The organism is Castellaniella denitrificans, assembly GCF_027214045.1.
GTDB lineage: Bacteria > Pseudomonadota > Gammaproteobacteria > Burkholderiales > Burkholderiaceae_B > Castellaniella > Castellaniella denitrificans_A.
Window position 1 is genome coordinate 52643 of sequence record NZ_JAPWHE010000007.1, and the last position, 24559, is coordinate 77201.

Genomic DNA, 24559 nt, shown 5'->3' on the forward strand with positions numbered 1-24559 from the left:
CTATATGGTTTTCAATAAGTTGTCGCGTATTAGTATTGCGGTAAGACCCATTGCGGTAAAACCCATTGCGGCAAGACCCGCGGTGCATCTCTACGGAACCCACACATGACCCAAGGAACTGGCAAGGCCTCCACGGCCGCCAAAAAAACGACTGCCAAGAAAACCAAGGCGGCGGGCATCGCGCCCGAAGCCGAGGTGAAGTCGGCCAGGGGGGCTGCGGTGCCGGAAGCCACCGCGGCGAAAAAGACCGCCCGCAAGGCGGTCGCCGAAAAGGCGCCGGCCGACAAGCCCGCAGCCGCCAAGAAGGCCGCCGCCGACAAGCCGCGCGCCGCCAAGGCCGTGCCCTCGGGGCGCAAGCCCGGCCGTCCGGCCAAGAACGCCGGCGGCGACGGCGGTGACTATGTGGACGACGATGTCGAGGACGGCGAGGTCATCCCCGACCTCAAGCCGCTGCCCAAGCGGGGCGGAAAGCGTGCCAAGGGCGAAAAGGACAGCCCGTCGCGCAGCCAGATGACGCCCGAGGAACAGGAGGCCCGGCGCAACCGCCTGAAGATCCTGATCAAGCTCGGCAAGGATCGTGGCTACCTGACCTACGGCGAGATCAACGACCACCTGCCCGACGATCTGGTCGACGCCGAGGCCATCGACGGTATCATCAGCACCTTCAGCGACATGGGCATCTCGGTCTACGACCAGGCGCCGGACGCTGAAACCCTGCTGATGAGCGACAACGTGCCCTCTGCCGCCAGCGACGACGATGTCGAGGACGAGGCCGAGGCCGCCCTGACCACCGTGGATTCGGACTTCGGCCGCACCACCGACCCGGTGCGCATGTACATGCGCGAAATGGGCACGGTCGAACTCCTCACCCGCGAGGGCGAAATCGAGATCGCCAAGCGGATCGAGGACGGCCTCAAGCACATGGTCATGGCCATTGCGGCCTGCCCGACCACCGTCAACGAGATCCTGGAGCACGTGCGTCGCGTGCGCGACGGCTCGGCGCAGATCGACGAGGTCGTGGACGGCCTGATCGACGAGGAAGGCGAGGACTACGCCGGTTCGGGCGTGGCTTCGGACGAGGACGATGGCCCGGCCGGCGGCATGAGCAGCAAGCAGCTGGAATACTTGCGCACCAAGGCCCTCAAGATCTTCGACGAGGTCGAGACCTGGTTCGACAAGATGCGCGTGGCCTTCGAGTCCGAGGGCTACCGCTCCACCGCCTACGTCCAGGCGCGCGAGGCCATCCACGGCCAGCTGATGGGCGTGCGCTTCACCGCCAAGATGGTCGAACGCCTGGCGGACGCACTGCGCGCCCAGGTCGCGGAGGTCCGCGCCCAGGAGCGCGCCGCCATGTCGATCTGCGTGAGTCGTGCCGGCATGCCGCGCAATCATTTCATCAAGGCCTTCCCCGGCAACGAGACCAATCTGGGCTGGGTGGACGAGGAAATCGCCGCCGGTCACGATTATTCCGAGACCCTGGCGCGCCACGCCCCGGCGATCCAGGAAGTCCAGCAGAAGCTGATCGAACTGCAGCGCAACGTCGTGCTGCCCCTCAAGGACCTGAAGGACGTCAACAAACGCATGGCCACCGGCGAGGCCAAGGCCCGCAAGGCCAAGCGCGAAATGACCGAGGCCAATCTGCGTCTGGTGATTTCCATCGCCAAGAAATACACCAATCGCGGCCTGCAGTTCCTCGACCTGATCCAGGAAGGCAACATCGGCCTGATGAAGGCCGTGGACAAGTTCGAGTACCGGCGTGGTTACAAGTTCTCCACCTATGCCACGTGGTGGATCCGTCAGGCCATCACCCGTTCGATCGCCGATCAGGCACGCACCATCCGCATCCCGGTGCACATGATCGAGACGATCAACAAGATGAACCGGATCAACCGCCAGATCCTGCAGGAAACCGGTGCGGAACCGGATCCCGCGACGCTGGCGCAGAAAATGGACATGCCGGAAGACAAGGTCCGCAAGATCCTGAAGATCGCCAAGGAACCGATCTCGATGGAAACCCCCATCGGCGACGACGACGATTCCCATCTGGGCGATTTCATCGAGGACACGGGCACGGTGTCGCCGTCGGATTCGGCCCTGCACGGCTCCATGCGCGACGTCGTCAAGGAAGTCCTGGATTCGCTCACCCCGCGCGAGGCCAAGGTTCTGCGCATGCGTTTCGGCATCGAGATGAGCACCGACCAGACCCTGGAGGAAGTCGGCAAGCAATTCGATGTGACCCGCGAGCGGATCCGCCAGATCGAGGCCAAGGCCCTGCGCAAATTGCGCCACCCCAGCCGCGCGGACAAGCTGAAGTCCTTCCTCGAAGGGCAGTAGGCTTTCAGCCGGACGCAACAGGGGCCGCCTTCGGGCGGCCCCTGTTTCATTGTCTCATTTCAGCTTGCGGTACAGTGTGCTGCGATGGATGCCCAGGCGGCGAGCCGCGCGGCTGACGCTGCCCTGGCAGTCGCGCAGGGCCTGCTCGATGGCCTGGCGCTCCAGCGCGCGCAGGCCGGGGCCGGCATCCGTTTGAGGCGCTGGAGCGCGGCCGGTCTCCGCCATGATGGGCAAGACCGGCTCGCGGGCGGCCGGCCCTGCGGATCGGGAACCCGGCGGCGCGATGTCACCGGGCAGTCCCCCGATCGTGACGGGGACGGGGCCGGGATGCTGGCAGCGCAGCCGGCGCAATACGCTGAAGAGTTCGCGGTAGTTGCCCGGCCAGTCGTGGCGGGTCAGGGCCGCCAGCGCATCCCCGCTCAGGCGGCCTCCCAGCGCCCGGTAGGCGTCTTCGACGAAAGCCGCCAGATCGGGCCGTTCACGCAGCGGCGGCAGATGCAGCGGCATGTCCTGCAGCCGGTAGTACAGGTCGGCGCGGAACCGGCCTTGGGCAACCAGCGACTTCAGATCCTGATGGCTGGCGCTGATCAGGCCGAATGCCAGAGGCACGCGCTTGTCGGAGCCCAGCGGCTGGACCTCGCGTTCCTGCAGAACCCGCAGCAGGCGGGTCTGCAGCGCCAGGGGCATGTCGCCGATCTCGTCCAGGAACAGCACCCCGCCTTGCGCCTGACGCAGCAGGCCGCGCGCGCCTTCGCGACGCGCGCCGGTGAAGGCGCCCGGCTCGTAACCGAAGAGTTCGGACTCGACCAGGTGTTCGGGCAGGGCGGCGCAGTTGATGGCGACGAAAGGGCCCGCGCGCCAGGCGCCGCGGGCATGGATGTGACGCGACAGGACCTCCTTGCCCGTGCCGGTCTCGCCGCACAGCAGCACGGCCAGGCCGGAGTCCAGGGCGCGCACGGCCTGATCCAGCAGGGGGCTGCTGACGGCGTCGGGTTCGGGCAGCGGGCGGGCGTCCGGGCGAGTGTCGGCCGCCTTCGGGTGTTTCGGCGCGTGCGATGTGGAGACCGGACGGGCCGGTGCGCGCGGGGGCGCGATCAGGCGGCCGGTCAAAGGCTGGCCGTCGTGACGGTGCAGCGGCGTGTCACGAGTGTGCAGCGGCCCATCGATCCATTGCGAGCAGGGCGTGCCGATGAGGCGGCCCCAGTCCGCGTCCAGCGCCCGCAGGGCGGCCTCGTTGGCGCCGGCGATGCGGGCATCGTCGTCCAGCAGCAGAAGGGCGCGACCGTCGTCCTCCGGTTCCCTGCCAAGGCGGAAGTCCAGTCTGCGCAGGGGGCTCTCGCATAGCATCTGGTCGGTGATGCCCCGCGCCATGCGCTGCACCAGCGTCAGCACATAGTCGCGCATGTCGTCGGCCGGGCCGGACAGGTCCAGGATGCCGAGGATCTCGCCCGTGGCCGAAAAAATGGGCGCGGCATGGCAGCTGAGGATGCTGTTGCAGGCCAGGAAATGTTCCGCGCCGTGGATGCGTACGGCGCGGCCATCGTGGAGGGCCGTGCCAATGGCGTTGGTGCCGCGCAAGGGCTCGGCCCAGCTCACGCCGGGCTGCAGCGCCACGCGGCGTGCCTTGTCCTGGAAACTGCGGCTACCGCGTTCGTGAAGGATCAGGCCGCTGGCATCGGCCAGCAGCACGACGCTGTGCGCCGAATCCCCCAGTGCGCCCAGCGCGTCGAGGCAGGGTTCGGCCAGGCGCAGCAGATGGTGGTTGGCCTCGCGGCGCAGGTCCAGGTCGGCGCGGGTCAGGGGATTGGGATCGGCCAGCAGGGCGGGGTCCAGATCGGCGCAGCGCGCCCAGGACTGATGGATGCGCGTCTCGGCCTGCGGGCGGGCGCCCGGCGCCAGGTGGATCGTGGGCGGTGTCTGCATGCAAGTCTCCGTCCTGGGCGTCGCGGAACCTGTCGCGGTCCGCGACGGCGGCTGTCGCCGTTCGCGGCGCGATGTGTCGCAAAATGCGACAAGCCCATGTTTTAAAAGCCGTTTCACATTCAGTATGCCACCACCGTCGGGCCTTTGAAAGCATGCCGGTCGCGGGGCGCCGTGCCGCGACCGGCATGCCCCACGCATGATGGCACGGTCTTTGCTTTAGTGAAGAGAAGTCCCGCCGCGCGTCGCAGCGGGCGTCCGGGGGGCCTGTTCGGGCGGAACCCGGCTCATCGACAAGGAGACAGACATGGATATGACCGACCTGAAGCATTTTGGCATCGACATCGGCTTTCCCTACAAGAAACACTACGAGAACTACATCGGCGGGCGCTGGGTGGCGCCAGCCGCCGGGCGCTATTTCGACAATCTGTCGCCGATCACCGGACAGGTGTTCTGCGAAGTTGCGCGCTCGGACGCGGCCGACGTAGAGGCCGCGCTGGATGCCGCGCACGCGGCGCGCAAGGCCTGGGGTGAAACGTCCGTGGCGGAACGCGCCGGCGTCCTGCTGCGCATCGCCGACCGCATGGAACAGAACATGCGCCTGCTGGCGGTGGCCGAGACCATCGACAATGGCAAGCCGCTGCGCGAAACCATGGCGGCGGACCTGCCGCTGGCGATCGACCACCTGCGCTATTTCGCCGGCTGCGTCCGCGCCCAGGAGGGCGGGATCTCGGAAATCGACAAGACCACGGTGGCCTACCATTTCCACGAACCCATGGGCGTCGTGGGGCAGATCATTCCCTGGAATTTTCCCCTGCTGATGGCTGCCTGGAAGCTCGGTCCGGCGCTGGCGGCGGGCAATTGCGTGGTGCTCAAGCCCGCCGAGCAGACCCCGGCCTCGATCCTGGTGCTGATGGAGCTGGTCGGCGATCTGCTGCCGCCGGGCGTATTGAACATCGTCAACGGCTTCGGCAAGGAAGCCGGCGCGGCGCTGGCTTCCAGCAAGCGCATCGCAAAAATCGCCTTCACCGGCTCGACGCCCACCGGCAGGCACATCCTGCATGCCGCCGCCGACAGCCTGATCCCCAGCACCGTTGAGCTGGGCGGCAAGAGCCCCAACATCTTCTTCGCCAACGTGATGGACCAGGATGACGCCTTCCTCGACAAGGCGCTGGAAGGCCTGAGCATGTTCGCCCTGAACCAGGGCGAAGTCTGCACCTGCCCCTCGCGCATTCTGATCCAGGAGTCGATCTACGAACGCTTCATCGAACGCGCCATCAAGCGGGTCGAATCCATGAAGACCGGGCATCCCCTGGACGCCTCCACCATGCTGGGCGCCCAGGTATCCAAGGCGCAGATGGACAAAATCCTGGGCTACATCGACATTGGTCGCGAAGAAGGCGCCCGCTGCCTGACCGGCGGGGCGCGCAACGTCCCCGGCGCCGGCCTGGACGAGGGCTTCTACGTCAAGCCGACACTGCTGTTCGGCGAGAACGACATGCGTGTCTTCCAGGAGGAAATCTTCGGTCCGGTGGCCTCGGTCATGACCTTCAAGGACGAAGACGAGGCCGTCGCCATCGCCAACGACACCGACTATGGCCTGGGGGCCGGCGTATGGACGCGCGACGGTTCGCAGGCTTACCGCGTCGGGCGCCAGATCCAGGCCGGCCGGGTCTGGACCAACTGCTATCACCTGTACCCGGCGCACGCGGCGTTCGGCGGGTACAAGCAGTCCGGCATCGGCCGCGAGACCCACAAGATGGCGCTGAACGCTTACCAGCAGACGAAATGCCTGCTGGTCAGCTACAGCCCCGAAGCGCTCGGGTTCTTCTGAACTCAGGCGGCCTGCGCCTGGCCCTCGGCCTCGACGGCACCGAGCGGCCGGGCGCGGGTGTCCGTGTCCGGCGGCACCGCGCCCGAGGACAGGGCCTCGTCCAGACGGCGCTTGTCCAGCTCGCCTTCCCAGCGGGCCACCACGATGGTGGCGGTGGCGTTGCCCACCAGGTTGGTCAGGGCGCGGCATTCCGACATGAAACGGTCCACGCCCAGGATCAGGGCTATGCCGGCCACCGGCACAGAAGGAATGACCGACAGCGTGGCCGCCAGCGTGATGAATCCGGCGCCGGTGACGCCGGCCGCGCCCTTGGAGCTGAGCATGGCCACCAGCAACAGCAGGATCTGGTCGCCGAGGCTCAGGGGGATGTCGCAGGCCTGGGCGATGAACAGGGCCGCCATGGTCATGTAGATGTTGGTGCCGTCCAGGTTGAAGGAATACCCCGTGGGGATCACCAGTCCCACGACCGATTTCGAACAGCCGGCGCCCTCCATCTTCCGCATCAGGGTGGGCAGGGCGGCTTCCGAGGAACTGGTGCCAAGTACCAGCAGCAGTTCTTCGCGGATGTAGCGCACCAGCTTCAGGATCGAGAAGCCGTTGTAGCGGGCCACCGCGCCCAGGATCACCAGCACGAACAGCACGGCCGTGGCGTAGAACGTGCCCACCAGCATGGCCAGATTCAGCACCGAGCCGATGCCGTACTTGCCGATGGTGAAGGCCATGGCGCCGAAGGCTCCGATGGGCGCGGCTTTCATCAGGATCTCCACGATCTTGAAGACCGGGCCCGCCAGGGCGCTGAGCAGGTCCAGCACGGGCCTGGCGCGTTCGCCGACAATGGCCAGGGCGATGCCGAACAGCACGGCGATGAACAGGACCTGGAGGATGTCGCCGCTGACGAAGGGGCTGAACATCGTCGTCGGGATGATGTTCATCAGGAAGTCGGCGAAGGTCGAGTCGTGCGCCTGGGTCACGTAGGTGGCGACGGCGTCTCCGTCCAGGGATGCGGGATCGATGTGCATGCCGGCGCCGGGCTGCACGATGTGGCTGACGATCATCCCGATGGCCAGCGCCAGCGTCGAAAAGGTCAGGAAATACAGCATGGCCTTGCCCGTGACGCGGCCGACGGTCTTCAGGTCGCTCATGGCGGCGATGCCGGTGGCTACGGTCAGGAAGATTACCGGGGCGATGATCATCTTGACGAGCTTGATGAAGCCGTCGCCCAGGGGTTTCATGGCTTCGCCCAATTGGGGCGCGTAGTGGCCAAGCAGGATGCCGACGGCGATCGCGAACAGGACCTGGACATAAAGGATCCGGTGGAGCGGGAGCTTGCGCGCGGGGACGGCGTGGGTCGGGGTGTCGAGCATGGTCTGTGTCTCCAGACAGGGCCGGGCGGGACGAGTTTGGCTCGTCGGTGCCCGCATTTTTTTCAAAGGGAGGCGGCGCCTGTCGCCAGGTCCGTCGGCAAAGCACAAAGCAATCTTCGTGCCAATTTTTGAAACATATGGCGCATGCGTGCCATCCTTTTGATTCATCGGGTTTTTCCAATGGCTGCAAGATGTCTCCGACCCGCGCGGCCGCTGCCGCCGGGCGTTAATCTGGCGAAATTCCGCACATCTGTGCGATAGAATGTCCGAAATTCCGCCTTGTTGAACATGTCTCCCTACCCCTCATCCGCCGAACCGCGCCGTCCCTCCGCCTGGATGGCGCGCTGGCTGCTGGCGATCGCGGGCATCGCCCTGCTGGCCGGCGTGCTCGGGGGGGCCGGCGCCTGGGCGCGGGATCGCGCCCTGCGGGATCTGGAGACCCAGGCGCGGGTGTCGGCGCAATTGAGCCTCACCGCGCTGAACCACACGCTCGACAAGTTCCACGCCATTCCGAGCATCCTGGCACAGGACACGGCGCTGGCGGCCGTCCTGGAATCCCCCGCGCCGTCCGCGCTGGATGATCTGAGCCGCAGGCTGGAGACGCTGGGCCGGGAACTGGGACTGTCCGTCCTGTATGTGCTGGACGCGTCCGGCAGGACAGTGTCGTCGAGCAACTGGCGCAAGCCGGACTCCTTCGTGGGGCACGATTACCGGTTCCGCCCCTATTTCACGGATGCCATGGAGGCCCGGGACGCGGCCCATTTCGCGCTCGGCGTCGTCAGCCACGAGGCGGGTCTGTTCCTGTCGCGCCGGATCGATGGGGCGCGGGGCCCGCTGGGCGTGGTCGTGCTCAAGATCGGCTTTCGGGACCTGGAGTCGGCCTGGGCCCGCAGCGGCATGCCGCAGTTCGTCACCGACGACCGTCAGGTGGTGTTGCTGGGCTATCCGGAGGACTGGCATTACCGGGTGGCGCGGCCGATGTCGTCGGCCGAGGCTGTCCGTGTCAGGTCCAGCCTGCAGTTCGGCGCGGCGCCTCTGGATCCGTTGCCCCTGACGCCGTCCCTGATGAGCGAGAACTGGTCGCCTGCGCCCCTGCTGCGCCTGACACGCGCGGCGGCCGGCCTGGAAAAGGGCGCGCGCGTACTGCACATTGAACAGGCGGTGGCGCGCATGGACGGCTGGCGCCTGCATCTGCTCAAGCCCGTGTCGAACGATCTGGCGCGGGCTGAGCTGACCGCCCAGGCGCTGACCCTGCTGGCGCTGGCCACGCTGGGCCTGACCGGATGGTGGGCCGCGCAGCGGCGGCGGCGGGCCCGGGCGTTGCTGGCCGCGCGGGATGCGCTCGAGGCCGAGGTCCGCACGCGCACCGGCGAGCTGCGGCACGCCAACGAACGGCTGCGCGCCGAAATGGACGAGCGCCGCCGGACCGAGGCGCGCCTGCATGAAATGCAGGACGAACTGGTCCAGGCCAACAAGCTGTCCCTTCTGGGCCAGGTGGCCGCGGGCGTGGCGCACGAGATCAATCAGCCGGTCGGCGCGATCCGGACCTACGCCGATAACGCCGGGGAATTCCTGCGACGCGGCCAGGCCGACCGTGCATGTGAAAATCTGGCGACGATCGCGCGCCTGACCGAGCGCATCGGCGGCATCACGCAGGAACTGCGGGCGTTTTCGCGCAAGCGGGCGGCGGCCATCGGCGCCGTCGAGCTCGATGCGGCACTGGATGGCGCGCTGATGCTGGCCGGGCCGCGCCTGGGCCGGCAGGGTGTGCGTCTGGAGGACGGCCGCGCGGGTAGGCCGTCGCCCCGGGTGCGTGCGGACGCCATGCGCCTGGAGCAGGTGTTCGTCAACCTGCTGCACAACGCGCTGGAGGCGCTCGCGGACACCGCGCGGCCGGGCATCCGCCTGAGCGTCGAGCGCGACGGAGAGCGGGTCCGGGTGCGGATCGAGGATAACGGGCCGGGCATCGATCCGGCGGCGCGCGAGCGCCTGTTCACGCCTTTTTTCACCACCCGGGCGCAGGGTGTGGGGCTGGGTCTGGTGATCTCGCGCGACATCCTGGCCGAGTTCGGCGGGACACTGGCGGCGCTTGATGTCGCGGCGGGCGCGGCGTTCGAGGTGACGCTGGAAGCGATGGAGGAGTCGCAATGAGTCCGATGGAAGTGCTGTTCGTGGACGATGATGAGGACGTGCGCGACGCCAACGCGCAAGCGCTCGATCTCCAGGGCGTGTCCGTGCGGGCTTGCGCGAGCGCGCACGAGGCGCTGGACATCCTCACGGACGCCTTCTCCGGCGTGCTGGTCACGGACGTGCGCATGGCCGACATGGACGGCCTGACGCTGTTCCGCCATGTGCGGCGCCTGGATCCGGAAATTCCCGTGATCCTCATCACCGGCCATGGGGACATCGAGATGGCGGTGGGCGCCATGCGCGAGGGCGCCTACGATTTCCTGTCCAAGCCCTATGCGCCCGAACGGCTGCTGGCCGCCATCCGCCACGGCACCGCGCAGCGGCGGCTGGTGCTGGAAAACCGACGGCTGCGGGCGCAGGCCTCGGATTCCGGGGATGCCGCCGAATCGTTGCTGATCGGCAATGCGCCCGCCATCGTGCGGATCCGCGAACTGCTGCGGCACGTGGCCGATGCCGACGTGGACGTGCTGGTGCGCGGCGAGACCGGCAGCGGCAAGGAAGTCGTGGCCCAGGTTCTGCATCGGCTCAGTCGCCGGCGGGACGCGCCTTTCGTCGCCATCAATTGCGGCGCGTTGCCCGAATCCGTCATCGAAAGCGAACTGTTCGGTCACGAGGCGGGCGCTTTCACCGGTGCGCAGAAACGCCGCGTGGGACGCATCGAGCATGCCGGCGGCGGCACGCTCTTCCTCGACGAGATCGAGAGCATGTCGCCGGCGATGCAGGTGCGGCTGCTGCGGGTGCTGGAAACACGCCAGGTTGCGCCGTTGGGCACCAACGAGCAGCGCACCGTGGACCTGCGGGTGATCGCGGCCACCAAGGCCGACCTGGGCGATCCCGCCATGCGCGCGCGGTTCCGAGAGGACTTGTACTACCGGCTCAATGTCGTGACGGTGCACATCCCGCCTCTGCGGGAGCGGCGCGAGGACATTCCGTTGCTGTTCGCGCACTTCGCCGGCCTGGCCGCACGCCGCTTCGGCTGTCCGGTGCCGCCGGCGGATCCCGCGTTGTGGCGCCATCTGATGAACCACGATTGGCCGGGCAATGTGCGTGAACTGGCCCATTTCGCCGACCGCTGCGTGCTGGGCGTGCAGCAGGCGCCGGCGGCGGTCTCTGCGGGGCCGGCGCCGGACGCCGGCAGCCTGCCTGAAAGAGTGGAGCGCTACGAGGCCGGACTGATCCGCGAGGCCCTGGCGGCTCATGGGGGCGAGATCCGGGCAACGCTCGAAACCCTGGGGCTGCCGCGCAAGACGCTTTACGACAAGCTGCGGCGCTACGGGATCGACCGGCAGACCTATGCGCGCGGCGCGACCCGCGAGACGTCGGCGGTCACCGGGGACGAAACCGAACCCTGATCCCAGGCACGCTGGCGGAACGCGCGCGGCGATTCACCAGCCGTCTTGCGAAAGAACCGCGTGAAGTGCGCCGGCTCGGAAAACCCCAGGCTGTCCGAGATCTCGCCGATGGTCATGGATGTATACACCAGACTGCGGCCGGCCTCCAGCGCCAGCCGTTCGTGGATCAGTTGCAGCGGGGACTTGCCGGCGTGGGCGCGGGTGATCACGTTCAGGTGGGCGGCGGTCATGCCCAGGCGCTGCGCGTACCAGGCCACGTCGTGATGCGCGGCGTATGAGGCTTCCAGCAGTTCGCCGAATCGGGTGTGGTGTTCCAGTCCGCGTGCGCGGGGCGGACCTTCGGTTTCCGCACCGGGCTGGCGGCTGCGCAGCCGCGCGTAGATCAGCGTCAGCCAGGCCTCGATCCGCGCATCGCGGAAATCTTCCTGGGACAGGTATTGGGCGTTCAGGTGCGTGAAGGCGTCCCTCAGGCCCGTGCCGCCGCGCTCGAGCGTGTGGATCGCGGGCTGCGCGGGCGGCGCGGCCCTGGGCCCCAGCAACTGGACCAGGCGCGCAAGCAGGGGATAGGCGATCGTCACCACATGGCCGGCGCAGTCCTCGTCGAATTCGAAGCCATGCACGAAGGCCTGCGGCACTTCGACGATCGCCGGGCCGGCGACGGCGTGCCGCGCCTCGTCCAGACAGACGATGGCCCGCCCCCGGTGCAGGTGGAGGATCTGGTAGAGGCCCGAATGGCGATGGGGGCGGATATGCCAATTGTGCAATCGGCTGCGCGAAGCGATGGTTTCGCAGTGCACCCGTTCCGCCCTGGACCATTCTTCCTGTCCGCCGTAGAGTTTGAAGACCGGCGCGTGTTCAAAATATTTCATATTGGCAAGTTTAATCCTCAAAAATCCATTCAAAAAGAGGTCGGGATGGCGCACCATCTGTTCCGTGCCACGGATTCGAATCCACGGACCGAACCAACATGAGAACGGAGAAGACATGAACATCAAGACGCGGGTCGCCATCATCGGCGCGGGCCCCTCGGGGCTGCTGCTGGGCCAGTTGCTGCATCGGTGCGGCATCGACAATGTGATTCTGGAACGCCATACGCCCGAATACGTCCTGGGTCGCATCCGCGCCGGCGTGCTGGAATATGGTTTCGTCGACCTGATGCGCGAGGCCGGCGTGTCCGAACGCATGGACCGCGAAGGCCTGGTGCACGACGGCATCAGCCTGGCCTTCCAGGGGCGGCGTCAGCACGTCGACCTGAAGGGACTGACCGGCCAGGCGGTGCTGGTCTATGGGCAGACCGAGGTCACGCGCGACCTGATGGACGCCCGCAAGGCGAATGGCGCGCCCATTTACTACGAGGCCGAGGACGTGCAACTGCACGATTTTCTGGACGGCAAGCCGCGTGTCACTTTCACCCATCAGGGCCAGAAGCGGACGCTGGAGTGCGATTACATCGCCGGTTGCGACGGCTTCCACGGCGTGTCGCGCAAGTCCGCGCCCAAGGACAAGATCAAGGAATTCGAGCGCGTGTATCCCTTTGGCTGGCTGGGCCTGATGTCCGACACGCCGCCCGTCGAGGACGAACTGATCTACGTCCACAACCCGCGCGGGTTCGCGCTGTGCAGCATGCGCTCGCACACCCGCAGCCGTTACTACATCCAGTGCAGTCTGGCGGAACATGTCGAGGACTGGTCCGACGACCGTTTCTGGACGGAGCTGTCGGCCCGGCTGCCCGAAGACGTGGCGGCCAGGCTGGTGACCGGGCCCTCCATCGAAAAGAGCATCGCGCCGCTGCGCAGCTTCGTGGCTGAACCGATGAAGTTCGGCAATCTGTTCCTGGTGGGCGATGCCGCGCACATCGTGCCGCCCACCGGCGCCAAAGGCCTGAATTTGGCCTCCAGCGACGTCTATACGCTCTATCATGCGCTGCGCGGCGCCTGTCTGGATGGGCGGCCCGATCTGCTCGACCGTTATTCTGAGATCGCGTTGCGCCGCGTCTGGAAGGCCGAGCGTTTTTCCTGGTGGATGAGCATGCTGTTGCACACCTTCGATGATGACGCTTTCAGCCAGCGCATCCAGAAGGCCGAGCAGGACTACTACACCAGCACTCGCGCCGGGCTGACCACGATCGCGGAAAACTACGTCGGCCTGCCCTACGAAGCCGTGGTCTGAGCCGCGACCGATGGCTCGCCGGGCGTCAGCGCCCGGCGGCGGAAATCCTTGGGCGATTCGCCCGTCAGCCGCTTGAAAAAGCGCGTGAAATAGCCCGGGTCCGCGAAGCCGAGCGAATCGGAGATCGCGCCGACGGTGCGTGGCGTGTAGATCAGTTCGCGGCGTGCCTCCAGCAGCAGCCGTTCGTGGATCAGTTCCAGCGCCGACTTGCCCGCCAGGGCCTGGACGATGGCGTTCAGGTGGGCGGGGGTCACGCCAATGCGCTGGGCGTACCAGGCCACCCGGTGCTGGCGGGGGTGGTGGGTCTCGATCATCCGGGCGTAGCGCGTCAGATGCTGGCTGCCTGGATCCGATCCGGTGGCGGCCGTGCCGGCCGGATAGCCCTGGCGGTGGATCCAGACCAGAATGACCGACAGCAGCGATTCCAGCAGCGGGCCGCGCTGCGGGCTGTGCAGGCCGCGGTATTCCCGGTCCAGCGCATGGAAGCTCAGGGCCGTGTGTCGCCCGGCCTCGTCCGCGTCCAGCGCCAGTACGGCCGGATCGGTGGCGGCGCTCAGGGCCAGTCCGAAGCGCGCGCACAGGCCATGCAGCAGCGCATAGGTCAGTGTCAGGATGTAGCCGCCCGAGCCGGGGCGGAAGATGAACTCGTGGACCACCCGCTGCGGCACCAGCACCAGCCGCCCCGGTCCCAGCGTGCTCGCACGCCCGTCCAGCACCACCGTGACCTCGCCTGACTCCAGGAACAGCACCTGGAACAGGTCCGTGTGTTTGTGGGCGGCCACATGCCAATTGTGCAATTTTTCCTGTGCCGCGATGGTTTCGCAATAAAGCGGGTCCGAGGTGGTCCAGACATTGCCGTATCCATACAGTTTGTAGATGGGAATGGCGGTGTGGTCGCGGGCCGGAGGCGCGGGGGTCAGGGGCTCCATGGCGTCCTCCAGGGATTGGGCCAATATCCGCGAAATGTACATTTTTAAAAAATAAAAGTCCATTCTCCGGCGGCGCGCCCAGGCTCATCATGAGTCTGTCCGTACCCGCCGCGACATCGGCGCGGCGGCATCGATCCCAAGGAGACACCCCATGACAGCAGCCACACGCAAGCGCCGGCGGGAAATTCCAGGCACCGTGATCTTCGACGGCGACCTGGCCCGCATCGGCTATGCATTGAACCGCATGTGCTTCAGTTTCAATGCGGCCGAAAACCGCGAGGCCTTCCAGCGCGACGAGGAAGCCTACATGACGCGCTACCACCTGACGGAAGCTCAGAAAGAGGCCGTCCGCAGCCGCCAGGTCCTGCGCATGATCGCCGCCGGTGGGCATCCGTACTATCTGGCCAAGCTGGCCGGGATCTTCGGCCTGGACATGCAGGACATCGGCGCCCAGCAGACGGGCGTCACCAAAGAGGCCTTCCAGGCCAGACTCATCGCGGCGGGAGCTTGATCATGGCGCACATCATCGGCAGCATCAGCACGTCCCACGTGCCGGCCATCGGCGGGGCGCTGGCCCGCCAGAAACAGCAGGATCCTTACTGGAAGCCCTTTTTCGACGCGTATGGCAAAGCGCGCGAATGGCTGGGCCGTGAGCGCCCGGATGTGGTGGTCATCCTGCACAATGACCATGGCCTGAATTTCTTCCTCGACAAGATGCCGACGTTCGCAGTGGGCGCCGCGGACGTCTACAGGAACGCGGACGAGGGTTGGGGCATCCCGCCGCTGGCGGCGGCGCGCGGCTGTGTGGACCTGTCCTGGCATATCGTCGAGACGCTGGTCGAGGACGAGTTCGACATCACCACCTGTCAGGAAGCCCTGATCGATCATTCGGTGTCGTTGCCCCTGGCGCTGCTCTGGCCGGAAGGCAAGGACGCCGGCGAGTGGCCGGTGGAAATCGTGCCAGTGTGCATCAACACCGTTCTGGCGCCGTACCCCTCGGCCTCGCGCTGCTACCGGCTGGGGCAGTCGTTGCGGCGCGCGATCGAGTCCTGGGACGACGGCCGGCGCGTGCTCGTCATTGCCAGCGGGGGCCTGTCGCACCAGCTCGATGGCGAACGCGCCGGCTTTATCAACAAGCCCTTCGATCTGCAGTTCATGGACAGCCTGGTGGACGATCCGACCTGGATCACCCAGTACGCCAACGAAGATCTGGTCGAGCTCACCGGGACGCAGGGGATCGAGTTGCTGATGTGGGTTGCGGCGCGCGGCGTGCTGGACGACATGCCGGTCAAGCGCCACCATGCGCACTATCACGTGCCGATCTCCAATACGGCCACCGGACTGCTGGTGCTGGAACCGGCTCAGGCCGGCTGAATCCGAACCCGGGTTCCGAACCCGGTCCGGCCGGGTCAGGCAACCAGCCCCCGCCGTGCCAGCCAGTCCATGATCACGGACAGGCAGGCCTCGGGCGCCTCGAAGGGTGCCATGTGGCCGGCGCCCTCGACCGCCTCCAGAACCGCGTCCGGCACTCTGGAGGCCATGTCCGCGTGGCGGTCGAGCGGGCTCCAGCGGTCCTCGGTGCCGCTCATGAACAGGACGGGGCAGGCGATCCGGCCCAGCAGATCCGTCGCGTCGGGCCGTTCGATCAGGGCCTGGATCTGACCGGCGAAGGATTCCGGCGTCGAGCGCAGGACCATGGCGCGCATCCGGGCCATCAGGGTGGCATCGCTCCGGGTCCGGTGCGCGATCATGCCGTCCAGCCAGTCCTCGACGATGGCCTGGACGCCCCCCGCCCGGGCGGCGCGCACCAGGGCCATGCGCTTTTCGGCCTCGCTTTCGCCCAGGCCCTGGTAACCCGTGTTCATCAGGACCAGGGCATGGCAGCGTGCCGGCGCCTGGCGCACCATTTCCAGCGCGACGCGTCCGCCCATCGAATGCCCCAGGACGATCAGCGGTCCCGACGCGCGCGCCAGCACGTCCCGCGCCGCGTCGGGCAGGGCGCCGATGCCGCTCAGATTCGCGGCCAGGACGTGCCCCAGACGCGAGAGCGTGCCGATGAAATCGGCCCAGGTGTCCGCATCGCACAGCAGGCCGTGCAGCAGGACGAAGGTGGGACGCGTGTTGCTCATGGAATCTCCTTCTGAAGGATAATCGGGATCATCGAAATCATCATCGCACGAGGACGCGGGGGCGGCGTCCGCCCATGTCTTTTTCCGGCCGCGCGCCCGGCGGTCTCCGGCGAGATGTCCGCATGCCCGATCCGATCCTGCGAGAACCCCTCTATACCCAGCCTGGCCACTTGCTGCGCCGTGCGCAGCAGATTTCCGCCTCGATCTTCCACGACGAGATCGGCAGCCTGGTCACGCCCATGCAGTATGCCGTGTTGTGCGTGCTGCTGGACAATCCCGGGATCGACCAGGTTTCCGTGGCGGGGCTGGCGGCCATCGACACGTCCACGGCGGCCAGCGTGGCGATGCGCCTGGAAGAAAAGGGCCTGCTGTCCCGGCGGGTCGATCCGGCGAACCGTCGCCAGCGGATTCTGACCCTGACCGATCAGGGACGGGATCTTCTGTTGTCGCTCAACGAGGCCATCGGCCGGTTGCACCGACGCATCTTCGAAAAGTTCTCGCCCCGGGAAGAAGCCCGGTTCATGGCACTGCTGCAGAAACTGGTCGATGTCAACAATCACCAGAGCCGTGCGCCGTTGACGGCGGTGCGGCCCGGGGCTTCGGGGGGCTCCGTCGATGATCCTGCGTCCGGTCGGGGATAGGGACCCTCCGGACTCTGGAGGATCCCTAAGGGTAAGCACGGATATGGCATCGTCGTCCGAGAAAATAGGATATCCCTAAATATTCAGTGTGCTGAATGTTAATCCGAACGATGCACGACCGGGCCGCGTCACTGCGGGCGGTCTCCCAGGAGGTTGACGATGTTTCCCAAGAATGCCTGGTACGTGGCCTGCACGCCCGACGAGATCGCGGACAAACCCCTGGGCCGCACGATCTGCGGCCAACCCGTCGCGCTCTACCGGGGCGCGGAGGGCAGGGTTGCGGCGCTCGAGGATTTCTGTCCTCATCGGGGCGCGGCCCTGTCCCTGGGCGCGGTCGTGGACGGCAACCTGATGTGCGGCTACCATGGCCTGGTCATGGGCTGCGACGGCAAGGCCGTCTCCATGCCCAAGCAGCGGGTGGGCGGGTTCCCCTGCATCCGCAGCTACCCGGTGGTAGAGCGGCACGGCTTCGTCTGGATCTGGCCGGGCGATCCCGAACGCGCCGACGAGGCGGCCATCCCCGACCTGTTCTGGGCCCACCATCCCGAATGGGCATACGGCGGGGGGCTTTATCATATCGGCTGCGATTACCGGCTGATGATCGACAACCTGATGGATCTGACTCACGAAGCCTACGTGCACACCGACAGCATCGGCCAGGGCGAAATCGACGAGGCGCCGGTCCAGACCCGGGTTGAGGGCGATCAGGTCGTCACCAGCCGCGTCATGCAGGGCATCGTCGCGCCGCCTTTCTGGCAGGCCGCCATGCGGGCCCACGGCCTGGACGACCAGGCGCTGGTCGACCGTTGGCAGATGTCGCGTTTCACCGCGCCGGGCCACGTGCTGATCGATGTCGGCGTGGCGCTGGCGGGCAAGGGCGGCTTCGAGGCCGATGCCCGGGACAAGGTTTCGGCGATCGTCGTGGACTTCATGACGCCCGAGACCGAGTCCTCGCACTGGTATTTCTGGGGCATGGCCCGTCATTTCCAGCCCGATGACGACGCCCTGACCGATGCGATCCGCGCCGGGCAGGGCAGGATCTTCAGCCAGGACCTGGCCGTGCTGGAGGCGCAGCAGCGCAACCAGCGCAATTTCCCCGGTCGCCGGCTGCTGGCCTTGAACATCGATGCCGGCGGCGTGCGGGCGCGGCGCATCCTCGACGATTTGATTCAGGCGGAGGCCGCCTGAAGGCTTTATGGAAGGTCCGGCATGCCCGCCGGGCCGATTGGAAAGAGAAAGACATGATCACCGAATCCCTGTCCGTGCGGGTCGCCGGCAAGCATCAGGCGGCCCAGGACGTCGTGAGCCTCGAGCTGGTGGACCCCGATGGCGGCCCGCTGCCGGAATTTTCCCCCGGGGCGCACATCGATGTGCACCTGCCGGGCGGTTTCATCCGCCAATATTCACTGCTCAACGACTGCCTGCAGCGGTCCCACTTTCTGATCGGCGTGCTGCGCGAGCCGCGGTCGCGCGGGGGCTCGGCGGCGGTGCACGACCAGGTGCGCGTGGGGGATCTGCTGCGCATCAGTCCGCCGCGCAACCGTTTCCCGCTGGTGCCGGCCGAACACAGCCTGCTGTTCGCCGGCGGGATCGGGATCACGCCGCTGCTGTGCATGGCGCGCCGCCTGCGGGCGACGGACGCCGCCTTCGACCTGCACTACAGCTGCCGGTCCCGCGCTCGCGCCGCTTTCCTGGACGAGATCCTGGGGCCGGCCCTGGCGGGGCATGCCCAGGCGCATTTCGACGACGAACCCGGAACCGCCCTGGACGCGCGGGCCGTGCTGGCGGCGGCCGACGCCCGGACTCATGTCTACGTCTGCGGGCCGTCGGGCTATATCGATTTCATCCTCGCGCAGGCGCGCGCGGCCGGCGTGGACGAGGCGCGCATCCACTTCGAGCGCTTCGCCCTCGGCGAGGACGAGCATCCCTCGGCGCCGGTCGAGGGGGACGTGGCCTTCCAGGTCAAATTGGCCAGCACCGGCGAGGTCTTCGACATTCCGGCCGACGAGACCGTCACATCGGCGCTGGACCGGCAGGGGGTGTTCATCCCTGTCTCCTGCGAGGAAGGGATCTGCGGCACCTGTCTGACGGGCGTGCGCGAAGGCGTCCCGGACCACCGCGACAGCTATCTCACAGATGCGGAGCACGCGGTGAACGATCAGTTCACGCCATGCTGCTCGCGCGCCCGGACCCCCATGCTGGTGCTGGATCTGTAGGCCCGGCGCCTTCATTTCACGATGACAAGACAAGGAGACACACGTGAAGCATACGATCGGTAAATTGCTGGCCGCCTGCGTTTTCGCGGCGGCAGGGGCGGGCGCCGCCCAGGCCCGGGATCTGAAGGTCGGCATGATCCTGCCGCTGTCGGGGCCGTTCGCCTCGACCGGTCAGCAGATGGTGAACGGCGCGAAGCTCTATCTGAAGGAGCACGGCGACACGGTGGCGGGCCGCCGGATCGTGCTGATCGAGAAAGACGACACTGGTGTCTCGCCTTCGATCAGCAAGCGCCAGGCGCAGACCTTGCTGATCCAGGACAAGGTCGAGGTGCTGGCCGGTTTTGGCCTGACGCCGGGCGCATTCTCGGTCGCGCCCCTGGCCACCGAGGCCAAGGTGCCGATGGTCGTGATGAATGCCGCCACGTCCTCGATCACGGAAAAGTCGCCCTACATCGTGCGCACGTCCATGACGCTGCCGCAGGTGGCTGCGCCGATGGCGGGCTGGGCGGCGGCCAACGGCATCCACAAGGTGTACATCGCCGTGGCCGACTATGGGCCGGGCCATGACGCGGCGGCTCAGTTCAAGAAGACCTTCACCGCCGCGGGCGGCGAGGTGGTGGGTGAGGTCCAGACGCCGCTCACCAGCCCGGATTTCGCGCCGTTCCTGCAGAAGATCAAGGACGCCAGGCCGGACGCGATCTTCCTGTTCGTGCCCAACGGCGAACAAGGGGTCGCCTTCGCCAAGAGCTACAAGGAGCGCGCCCTGGCCGACGCCGGCATCCGGCTGCTGGCCACCGGCGATGTGGTTACCGAGGACGTGCTCGCGGCCATGGGCGACAACGCCCTGGGCATGATCACCTCGTTCCACTATTCCCAGGCGCACGATTCGCCTGAGAACAAAGCCTTTGTCCAGGCCTATGCCCGGGCCTATCCCGGCACGCGGCCCAACATGGTGGCCGTGGCGGCTTACGACGGCATGAGGCTGATCCGCGAAGCGCTGGAAAAAACCAAGGGCGATGCCGGCGGCGATGCTTTCATCGCGGCGGTCAAGGGGCTGAAATGGACTAGCCCGCGCGGCCCGGTTGAAATCGACTCCCAGACTCGCGACATCATCCAGAACGTCTACATCCGCAAGGTCGAGAAGGTGGGCGGCGTGCTGCAGAATGTGGAGTTCGCCACGGTCCAGGCCGTCAAGGACCCCGGGAAGATGTAGCGCCGGGCACGCTGTATCCGGATACCATAGCAATCCGGCATAGCTGTTAGTGACGCGCCCGGTCTTACCGGGCCGTCCCGTTTATGGGGATAATCGGGTCACCATGACGACGAAAACGACGACGCGCGCGCTGGCCGGCACCCCGGTCTTTCCCATCGGCCTGGGCTGCATGAGCCTGAGCCACGGCTACGGACCGGCGGCTTCGCCGGCCCACGCAGAGGCGCTGTTGCTGGGCGCGCTGGACCGGGGCGTGACGCTGTTCGACACGGCGGCGCTCTATGGTTTCGGCCATAACGAGGAACTGCTGGGCCGGGTGCTGGCCCCGCACCGAGGCCGTTTCATGCTGGCCAGCAAATGCGGGATCTTTCGCGAGAACGGCCAGCGCCACATCGACGGCCGGCCCGAAACCCTGCGTCGCACCTGCGAGGATTCCCTGCGCCGCCTGCGCACCGATGTGATCGATCTGTACTACCTGCATCGCTGGGACAAGTCCGTGCCCATCGAGGACAGCGTGGGCGCTCTGGCGGATCTGGTCCGCGCGGGCAAGATCCGTGCCATCGGACTGTCCGAGGTCTCGGCCGAGACGCTGCGGCGGGCGCACGCCGTGCATCCGGTCGCCGCCGTCCAGAGCGAATATTCCCTGTGGTCGCGCGAAGTCGAGATCGCCGTCCTGCGGGCCTGCCGCGAACTGGGGGCGGCGCTGGTCGCATTCAGCCCGCTGGGGCGGGCGTTCCTGGCCGACGGCCTGCCCGACATGGCGATACTGGACGCCGGCGACTTGCGGCGGCGGATGCCGCGTTTCCAGCCCGAGGCCTTCGCGCGCAACCAGGCGCTTCTGGAGCCGATGCGGCGCATGGCACGGGATCATGGCTGCACGCCCGGCCAACTGGCGCTGGCCTGGCTGCTGCGCCAGGGCGATGACATCATTCCCATCCCCGGGACGACCCGGCTGGCGCACCTGGAGGAAAACCTCGGCGCGGTCGACGTGCGGCTGGATGCGGCGGCCTGCGAGGCGCTGGCGCGGCTGTTCGACCGCGGGCGGGTCGCGGGGGAACGCTACGGCCCCGCCGCGCAGGCGGAAGTCGACACGGAACAGTTTTAAAAGGAGCTTCGAAAGCGATGCAAGGCACTCGACTGGGTTTGATCGGCTATGGCGAGGTCGGCGGCATTTTCTGCGCCGGCCTGAAAACGCAGGTGGACAGCGTCCATGCCTGGGACCTGAAACTGGCCGATGCGGCCTCGGCGGCGTCGCTGCGTGAGCGCGCGGCGCGCGATGGCGTCGTCCTGTGCGATTCGGCGGCGGCGCTGTGCGCGGCCGCCGATCTGGTGATTTCCGCCGTCACTGCCTCGAACACGGTGGCGGTGGCGCGCGAGGCGGCCTCGCATCTGCGGCCGGGCACCGCCTTCCTGGACCTGAACTCCGCTTCGCCGGGGGCCAAACGCGAGGCCGCCGGGCTGATCGAGGCCGCGGGCGGACACTACGTCGAGGCGGGCGTGATGACCTCGGTCCCGCCCTACGGCATCCGGGTGCCGATGCTCCTGGGCGGGCCGCACGCCGAAGTCCTCGCGCAAAGGCTGCGCGCCTTCGGCATGGACGCCAGCGCCGTGTCGCCCGAGCTGGGCGTGGCTTCGGCGATCAAAATGTGCCGCAGCGTGATGATCAAGGGCCTGGAGGCCCTGGTGATCGAAAGCTACACGGCCGCGCGCGCCTACGGCGTCGAGGACTACGTGCTGCCCACGCTGCAGGAGACCTTTCCGTCCATCGACTGGACGGAGCAGGGGCGCTATTTCTACAGCCGTGTCGTGCAGCACGGCCGTCGCCGCGCCGAGGAAATGCGCGAGGTCGCCAATACCGTGCGCGAGGCCGGGTTCGAGCCCTGGATGGCCGCCGCGACCGCCGAAAAACAGGACTGGGTCGCGGGGCTGGCCGCCCAGGGCCTGTTCGCGGACGTCGAGGCTGCGGGCGGCTGGCAGGCCTACGCGGACCGGCTGATCGCCCAGGCCCGTTCCTGAGTGTCCCGCGCCCGGTTCAGGCGGTCTGGGTCATCGCCGGTGGGTAGACCTGGCGTACCGTGGTGCGGATCAGCTCCAGCATGGCCTTCTGGGTCAGGGTCGTGATCCGGCCCGCCGCCGTCGCCAGATACAGGCGGCTGCGCAGTTCTGGCTGGACGATGGGCCGGATGTGGTAGCGGTCCGGCTGGGCCGAGGTGAGGACGGCGTGCTCCGTCAGGATGGCGTAGCCCGTGCCGTCGGCCACCAGGTCCAGGATCGCCTGGACACTGTCGATTTCCAGGCGGATGTTCGGGCGGGCGCCGATGAGCGCCATGTCCGATTCCAGCAGCATGCGCACGGTGTGGGGCCGGTTCGGAATGATCAGCGGGATATTGACCAGCGCGTGCAGGGGCAGCGGCTGGTCCGACGGGTGCGGCCCCCGGGTGCCGACGAGATACAGCCTTTCGCTGGTCAGCGGCGACAAGTCCAGCTCGGCCGAGGGTGACGGGTTGTACATCAGGGCGATGTCCAGGCGGCCCGCCAGCAGCCATTCCTGCATGACCAGGGACAGGCCCTCGCTGATCGACAGACTGGCGTTCGGCAGCCGCTTGCGGAATTGCCGCGTCAGTTCCACCGCCATCATCTTCGAGGCGCTGGGCGCGATGCCCAGGGCCACCCGGCCCGCCAGTGCGCCTTGCACACGGCCCATGTCTTCCTTGGCGCGCTCGACCTGGTGCAGGATGCCGCGGCAGTGCTCCAGCAGCAGCTTGCCGGCCTCGGTGGTGGTGACGCCGCGCCCGTTGCGGTTCAGCAGGTTCTGGCGCAGCTCGACCTCCAGCATGCGGACTTGACGGCTGAGGGCCGGCTGCGCGATGTTCAGCGCGTGCGAAGCCTGGGTGAAGCTGCCCAGTTCTGCGACGCGCATGAAGTATTCCAGTTGTTTCAGATCCATGACGTCCGCCTCATGCTAGGGTTTACCCTCTAATCCGGCATTGAATGATGGGCATCATATCATTTCGGCATAGCTGATAGTGGACCCGAGCGCTTATGCGCGGGGCGTCCCGCGTCCATAATAGGCCTCATCAAGCACAGCGTGGTGACATGATGCAGAAACCCATTCCGGCCTTGTTCATGCGCGGCGGTACATCGCGCGGGCCGTTCTTCCTGGAATCCGAGCTGCCATCGGACACGGCGGCGCGCGACCGCGTGCTGCTGGCGGTCATGGGTTCTCCCGACCGGCGCCAGATCGACGGCCTGGGCGGCGCCCATCCGCTCACCAGCAAAGTCGGCATCGTGCGGCCCGGCACGACGCCGGGCGTGGATCTGGAATTCCTGTTCGCGCAGTTGCAGCCCGACCGCGACACGGTCGACACGACGGCCAATTGCGGCAACATGCTGGCGGCGGTCGTGCCCTTCGCGCTGGAGCGCGGCCTGATCAAGGCCCAGGGCGACGAGACCACCGCCCGCGTGCTGACCCGCAACACCGGCATGCAGTGCGACATCACCGTCCTGACCCCGATGACGCCCGAGGGCCGGCAGGTGTCCTACGAGGGCGATGCGCGCATCGACGGCGTGCCCGGCCGTTCGGCGCCGATCACCATCAATTTCCTGGACACGGCCGGCTCGGTGTGTTCGGGGCTGTTGCCTACCGGCCGCGTGCGTGACCGGGTGCGCGTCGAGCCGCCGGCCGGCGCCGATTTCGAGGCTTTCGAGATCGAGGTCACCTGCATCGACAACGGCATGCCGCTGGTGCTGTTCCGGGCCGCCGACGTGGGTTGCACCGGGCATGAAACCCCGGCCGAACTGAACGCCGACCTGGGGCTGAAGGCCCGCATCGAGGCCCTGCGGTTGCGCACGGGCGAACTGATGGGCCTGGGGGACGTGTCGGGGCGCAATTACCCCAAGATGACCCTGGTGTCCGCTCCCCGACAAGGCGGGGCGGTCAATACCCGCAGCTTCATCCCGCATGTCTGTCACGAGGCCATCGGCGTGCTGGCGGCGGTGACGGTGGGTACGGCCTGCGTCCTGGAGGGCTCCGTGCCGCACGACCTGGCGCGCCTGCCCCAAGGCGCGCGCAAGGCGGTGTCGATCGAACACCCCAGCGGCGAGTTCACGGTCGAACTGGAAATCGATCCCCAGGATCCCCAGAAGGTCGTGCGCGCGGCGCTGCTGCGGACCGCGCGGCTCATCATGCGCGGCGAGGCGATGGTGCCGGCCTCGACCTGGGCCCAGGCGTGCTGATCTGCCTGGTTACGTCGTCACACAGAAAAGGAATC

General features: G+C 67.2%; 20 protein-coding genes. 14 read left to right on the plus strand and 6 right to left on the minus strand.

Annotated elements, in window-relative coordinates:
* The first annotated feature begins 105 nt into the window (after nt 1–105).
* Nucleotides 106–2334: an RNA polymerase sigma factor RpoD gene (gene rpoD, locus O4H32_RS10685; protein WP_269359033.1), complete on the plus strand. Its 2229-nt coding sequence runs from the start codon at nt 106–108 to the stop codon at nt 2332–2334.
* A gap of 54 nt (nt 2335–2388) precedes the next feature.
* Here rpoD and O4H32_RS10690 read toward each other — a convergent pair whose 3' ends face one another.
* Nucleotides 2389–4257: a sigma-54-dependent Fis family transcriptional regulator gene (locus O4H32_RS10690; RefSeq protein ID WP_269359035.1), complete on the minus strand. Its 1869-nt coding sequence runs from the start codon at nt 4255–4257 to the stop codon at nt 2389–2391.
* A gap of 304 nt (nt 4258–4561) precedes the next feature.
* Between O4H32_RS10690 and exaC the strand changes: the two genes are divergently transcribed.
* Complete coding sequence (gene exaC, locus O4H32_RS10695) at nt 4562–6088, plus strand: acetaldehyde dehydrogenase ExaC (protein WP_269359037.1); 1527 nt, start codon at nt 4562–4564, stop codon at nt 6086–6088.
* 2 nt (nt 6089–6090) lie between these two features.
* Here the strand turns inward: exaC and O4H32_RS10700 are convergent, their stop codons facing one another.
* Entirely contained in the window at nt 6091–7452 is a 1362-nt protein-coding gene (locus O4H32_RS10700) for a dicarboxylate/amino acid:cation symporter (RefSeq protein ID WP_269359039.1), read from the minus strand.
* A gap of 288 nt (nt 7453–7740) precedes the next feature.
* On the opposite strand from O4H32_RS10700, the gene O4H32_RS10705 reads away from it, so the two are divergent.
* Both O4H32_RS10705 and O4H32_RS10710 read left to right on the plus strand, forming a co-directional pair.
* Complete coding sequence (locus tag O4H32_RS10705; RefSeq protein WP_269359041.1) at nt 7741–9603, plus strand: sensor histidine kinase; 1863 nt, start codon at nt 7741–7743, stop codon at nt 9601–9603.
* Between the two features lie 5 nt (nt 9604–9608).
* The gene (locus tag O4H32_RS10710) at nt 9609–10994 is read left to right on the plus strand and encodes a sigma-54-dependent transcriptional regulator (protein WP_407932648.1); all 1386 of its coding nucleotides are present in this window, start codon (nt 9609–9611) and stop codon (nt 10992–10994) included.
* Here O4H32_RS10710 and O4H32_RS10715 read toward each other — a convergent pair.
* Nucleotides 10934–11863 (minus strand): helix-turn-helix domain-containing protein, encoded by a 930-nt coding sequence (locus O4H32_RS10715; protein ID WP_269359045.1) that lies wholly within the window; start codon nt 11861–11863, stop codon nt 10934–10936. The two genes, O4H32_RS10710 and O4H32_RS10715, sit on opposite strands and share 61 nt — an antisense overlap.
* Nucleotides 11864–11984: 121 nt before the next feature.
* Between O4H32_RS10715 and pobA the strand changes: the two genes are divergently transcribed.
* Nucleotides 11985–13163: a 4-hydroxybenzoate 3-monooxygenase gene (gene pobA, locus O4H32_RS10720; protein ID WP_269359149.1), complete on the plus strand. Its 1179-nt coding sequence runs from the start codon at nt 11985–11987 to the stop codon at nt 13161–13163.
* Here the strand turns inward: pobA and O4H32_RS10725 are convergent.
* Nucleotides 13145–14092 (minus strand): helix-turn-helix domain-containing protein, encoded by a 948-nt coding sequence (locus O4H32_RS10725; protein ID WP_269359047.1) that lies wholly within the window; start codon nt 14090–14092, stop codon nt 13145–13147. The genes pobA and O4H32_RS10725 overlap by 19 nt on opposite strands.
* Nucleotides 14093–14243: 151 nt before the next feature.
* Here O4H32_RS10725 and O4H32_RS10730 point away from each other — a divergent pair, with 151 nt between their 5' ends.
* Together O4H32_RS10730 and O4H32_RS10735 are read left to right on the plus strand one after the other, a co-directional pair.
* Nucleotides 14244–14603 (plus strand): protocatechuate 4,5-dioxygenase subunit alpha, encoded by a 360-nt coding sequence (locus tag O4H32_RS10730; RefSeq protein ID WP_269359048.1) that lies wholly within the window; start codon nt 14244–14246, stop codon nt 14601–14603.
* A gap of 2 nt (nt 14604–14605) precedes the next feature.
* The gene (locus O4H32_RS10735) at nt 14606–15466 is read left to right on the plus strand and encodes a class III extradiol dioxygenase family protein (RefSeq protein WP_269359050.1); all 861 of its coding nucleotides are present in this window, start codon (nt 14606–14608) and stop codon (nt 15464–15466) included.
* Nucleotides 15467–15501: 35 nt separating this feature from the next.
* On the opposite strand, the gene O4H32_RS10740 is transcribed toward O4H32_RS10735, so the two are convergent.
* The gene (locus tag O4H32_RS10740; protein ID WP_269359052.1) at nt 15502–16221 is read right to left on the minus strand and encodes an alpha/beta fold hydrolase; all 720 of its coding nucleotides are present in this window, start codon (nt 16219–16221) and stop codon (nt 15502–15504) included.
* A 122-nt stretch (nt 16222–16343) separates the two neighbouring features.
* Here O4H32_RS10740 and O4H32_RS10745 point away from each other — a divergent pair, with 122 nt between their 5' ends.
* The 6 genes from O4H32_RS10745 to O4H32_RS10770 all read left to right on the plus strand — a co-directional run bounded on the left by O4H32_RS10745 (nt 16344) and on the right by O4H32_RS10770 (nt 22304).
* A complete protein-coding gene (locus tag O4H32_RS10745; RefSeq protein ID WP_269359054.1) occupies nt 16344–16862 on the plus strand; it encodes a MarR family winged helix-turn-helix transcriptional regulator in 519 nt (172 codons plus the stop codon).
* A gap of 159 nt (nt 16863–17021) precedes the next feature.
* On the plus strand, nt 17022–18050 hold the full coding sequence (locus O4H32_RS10750; protein WP_269359055.1) for an aromatic ring-hydroxylating dioxygenase subunit alpha: 1029 nt from the start codon (nt 17022–17024) through the stop codon (nt 18048–18050).
* A 53-nt stretch (nt 18051–18103) separates the two neighbouring features.
* On the plus strand, nt 18104–19078 hold the full coding sequence (locus tag O4H32_RS10755) for a PDR/VanB family oxidoreductase (protein WP_269359057.1): 975 nt from the start codon (nt 18104–18106) through the stop codon (nt 19076–19078).
* A 43-nt stretch (nt 19079–19121) separates the two neighbouring features.
* On the plus strand, nt 19122–20291 hold the full coding sequence (locus tag O4H32_RS10760; RefSeq protein ID WP_269359059.1) for an ABC transporter substrate-binding protein: 1170 nt from the start codon (nt 19122–19124) through the stop codon (nt 20289–20291).
* Nucleotides 20292–20394: 103 nt separating this feature from the next.
* On the plus strand, nt 20395–21393 hold the full coding sequence (locus tag O4H32_RS10765) for an aldo/keto reductase (protein WP_269359060.1): 999 nt from the start codon (nt 20395–20397) through the stop codon (nt 21391–21393).
* A gap of 17 nt (nt 21394–21410) precedes the next feature.
* Nucleotides 21411–22304, plus strand: coding sequence for a DUF1932 domain-containing protein (locus O4H32_RS10770; protein ID WP_269359061.1), 894 nt, complete (start codon nt 21411–21413; stop codon nt 22302–22304).
* Nucleotides 22305–22320: 16 nt separating this feature from the next.
* On the opposite strand, the gene O4H32_RS10775 is transcribed toward O4H32_RS10770, so the two are convergent.
* Complete coding sequence (locus tag O4H32_RS10775) at nt 22321–23235, minus strand: LysR substrate-binding domain-containing protein (RefSeq protein WP_269359063.1); 915 nt, start codon at nt 23233–23235, stop codon at nt 22321–22323.
* Between the two features lie 152 nt (nt 23236–23387).
* Between O4H32_RS10775 and O4H32_RS10780 the strand changes: the two genes are divergently transcribed.
* Complete coding sequence (locus O4H32_RS10780; RefSeq protein WP_269359150.1) at nt 23388–24524, plus strand: 4-oxalomesaconate tautomerase; 1137 nt, start codon at nt 23388–23390, stop codon at nt 24522–24524.
* Nucleotides 24525–24559 lie beyond the last annotated feature (35 nt).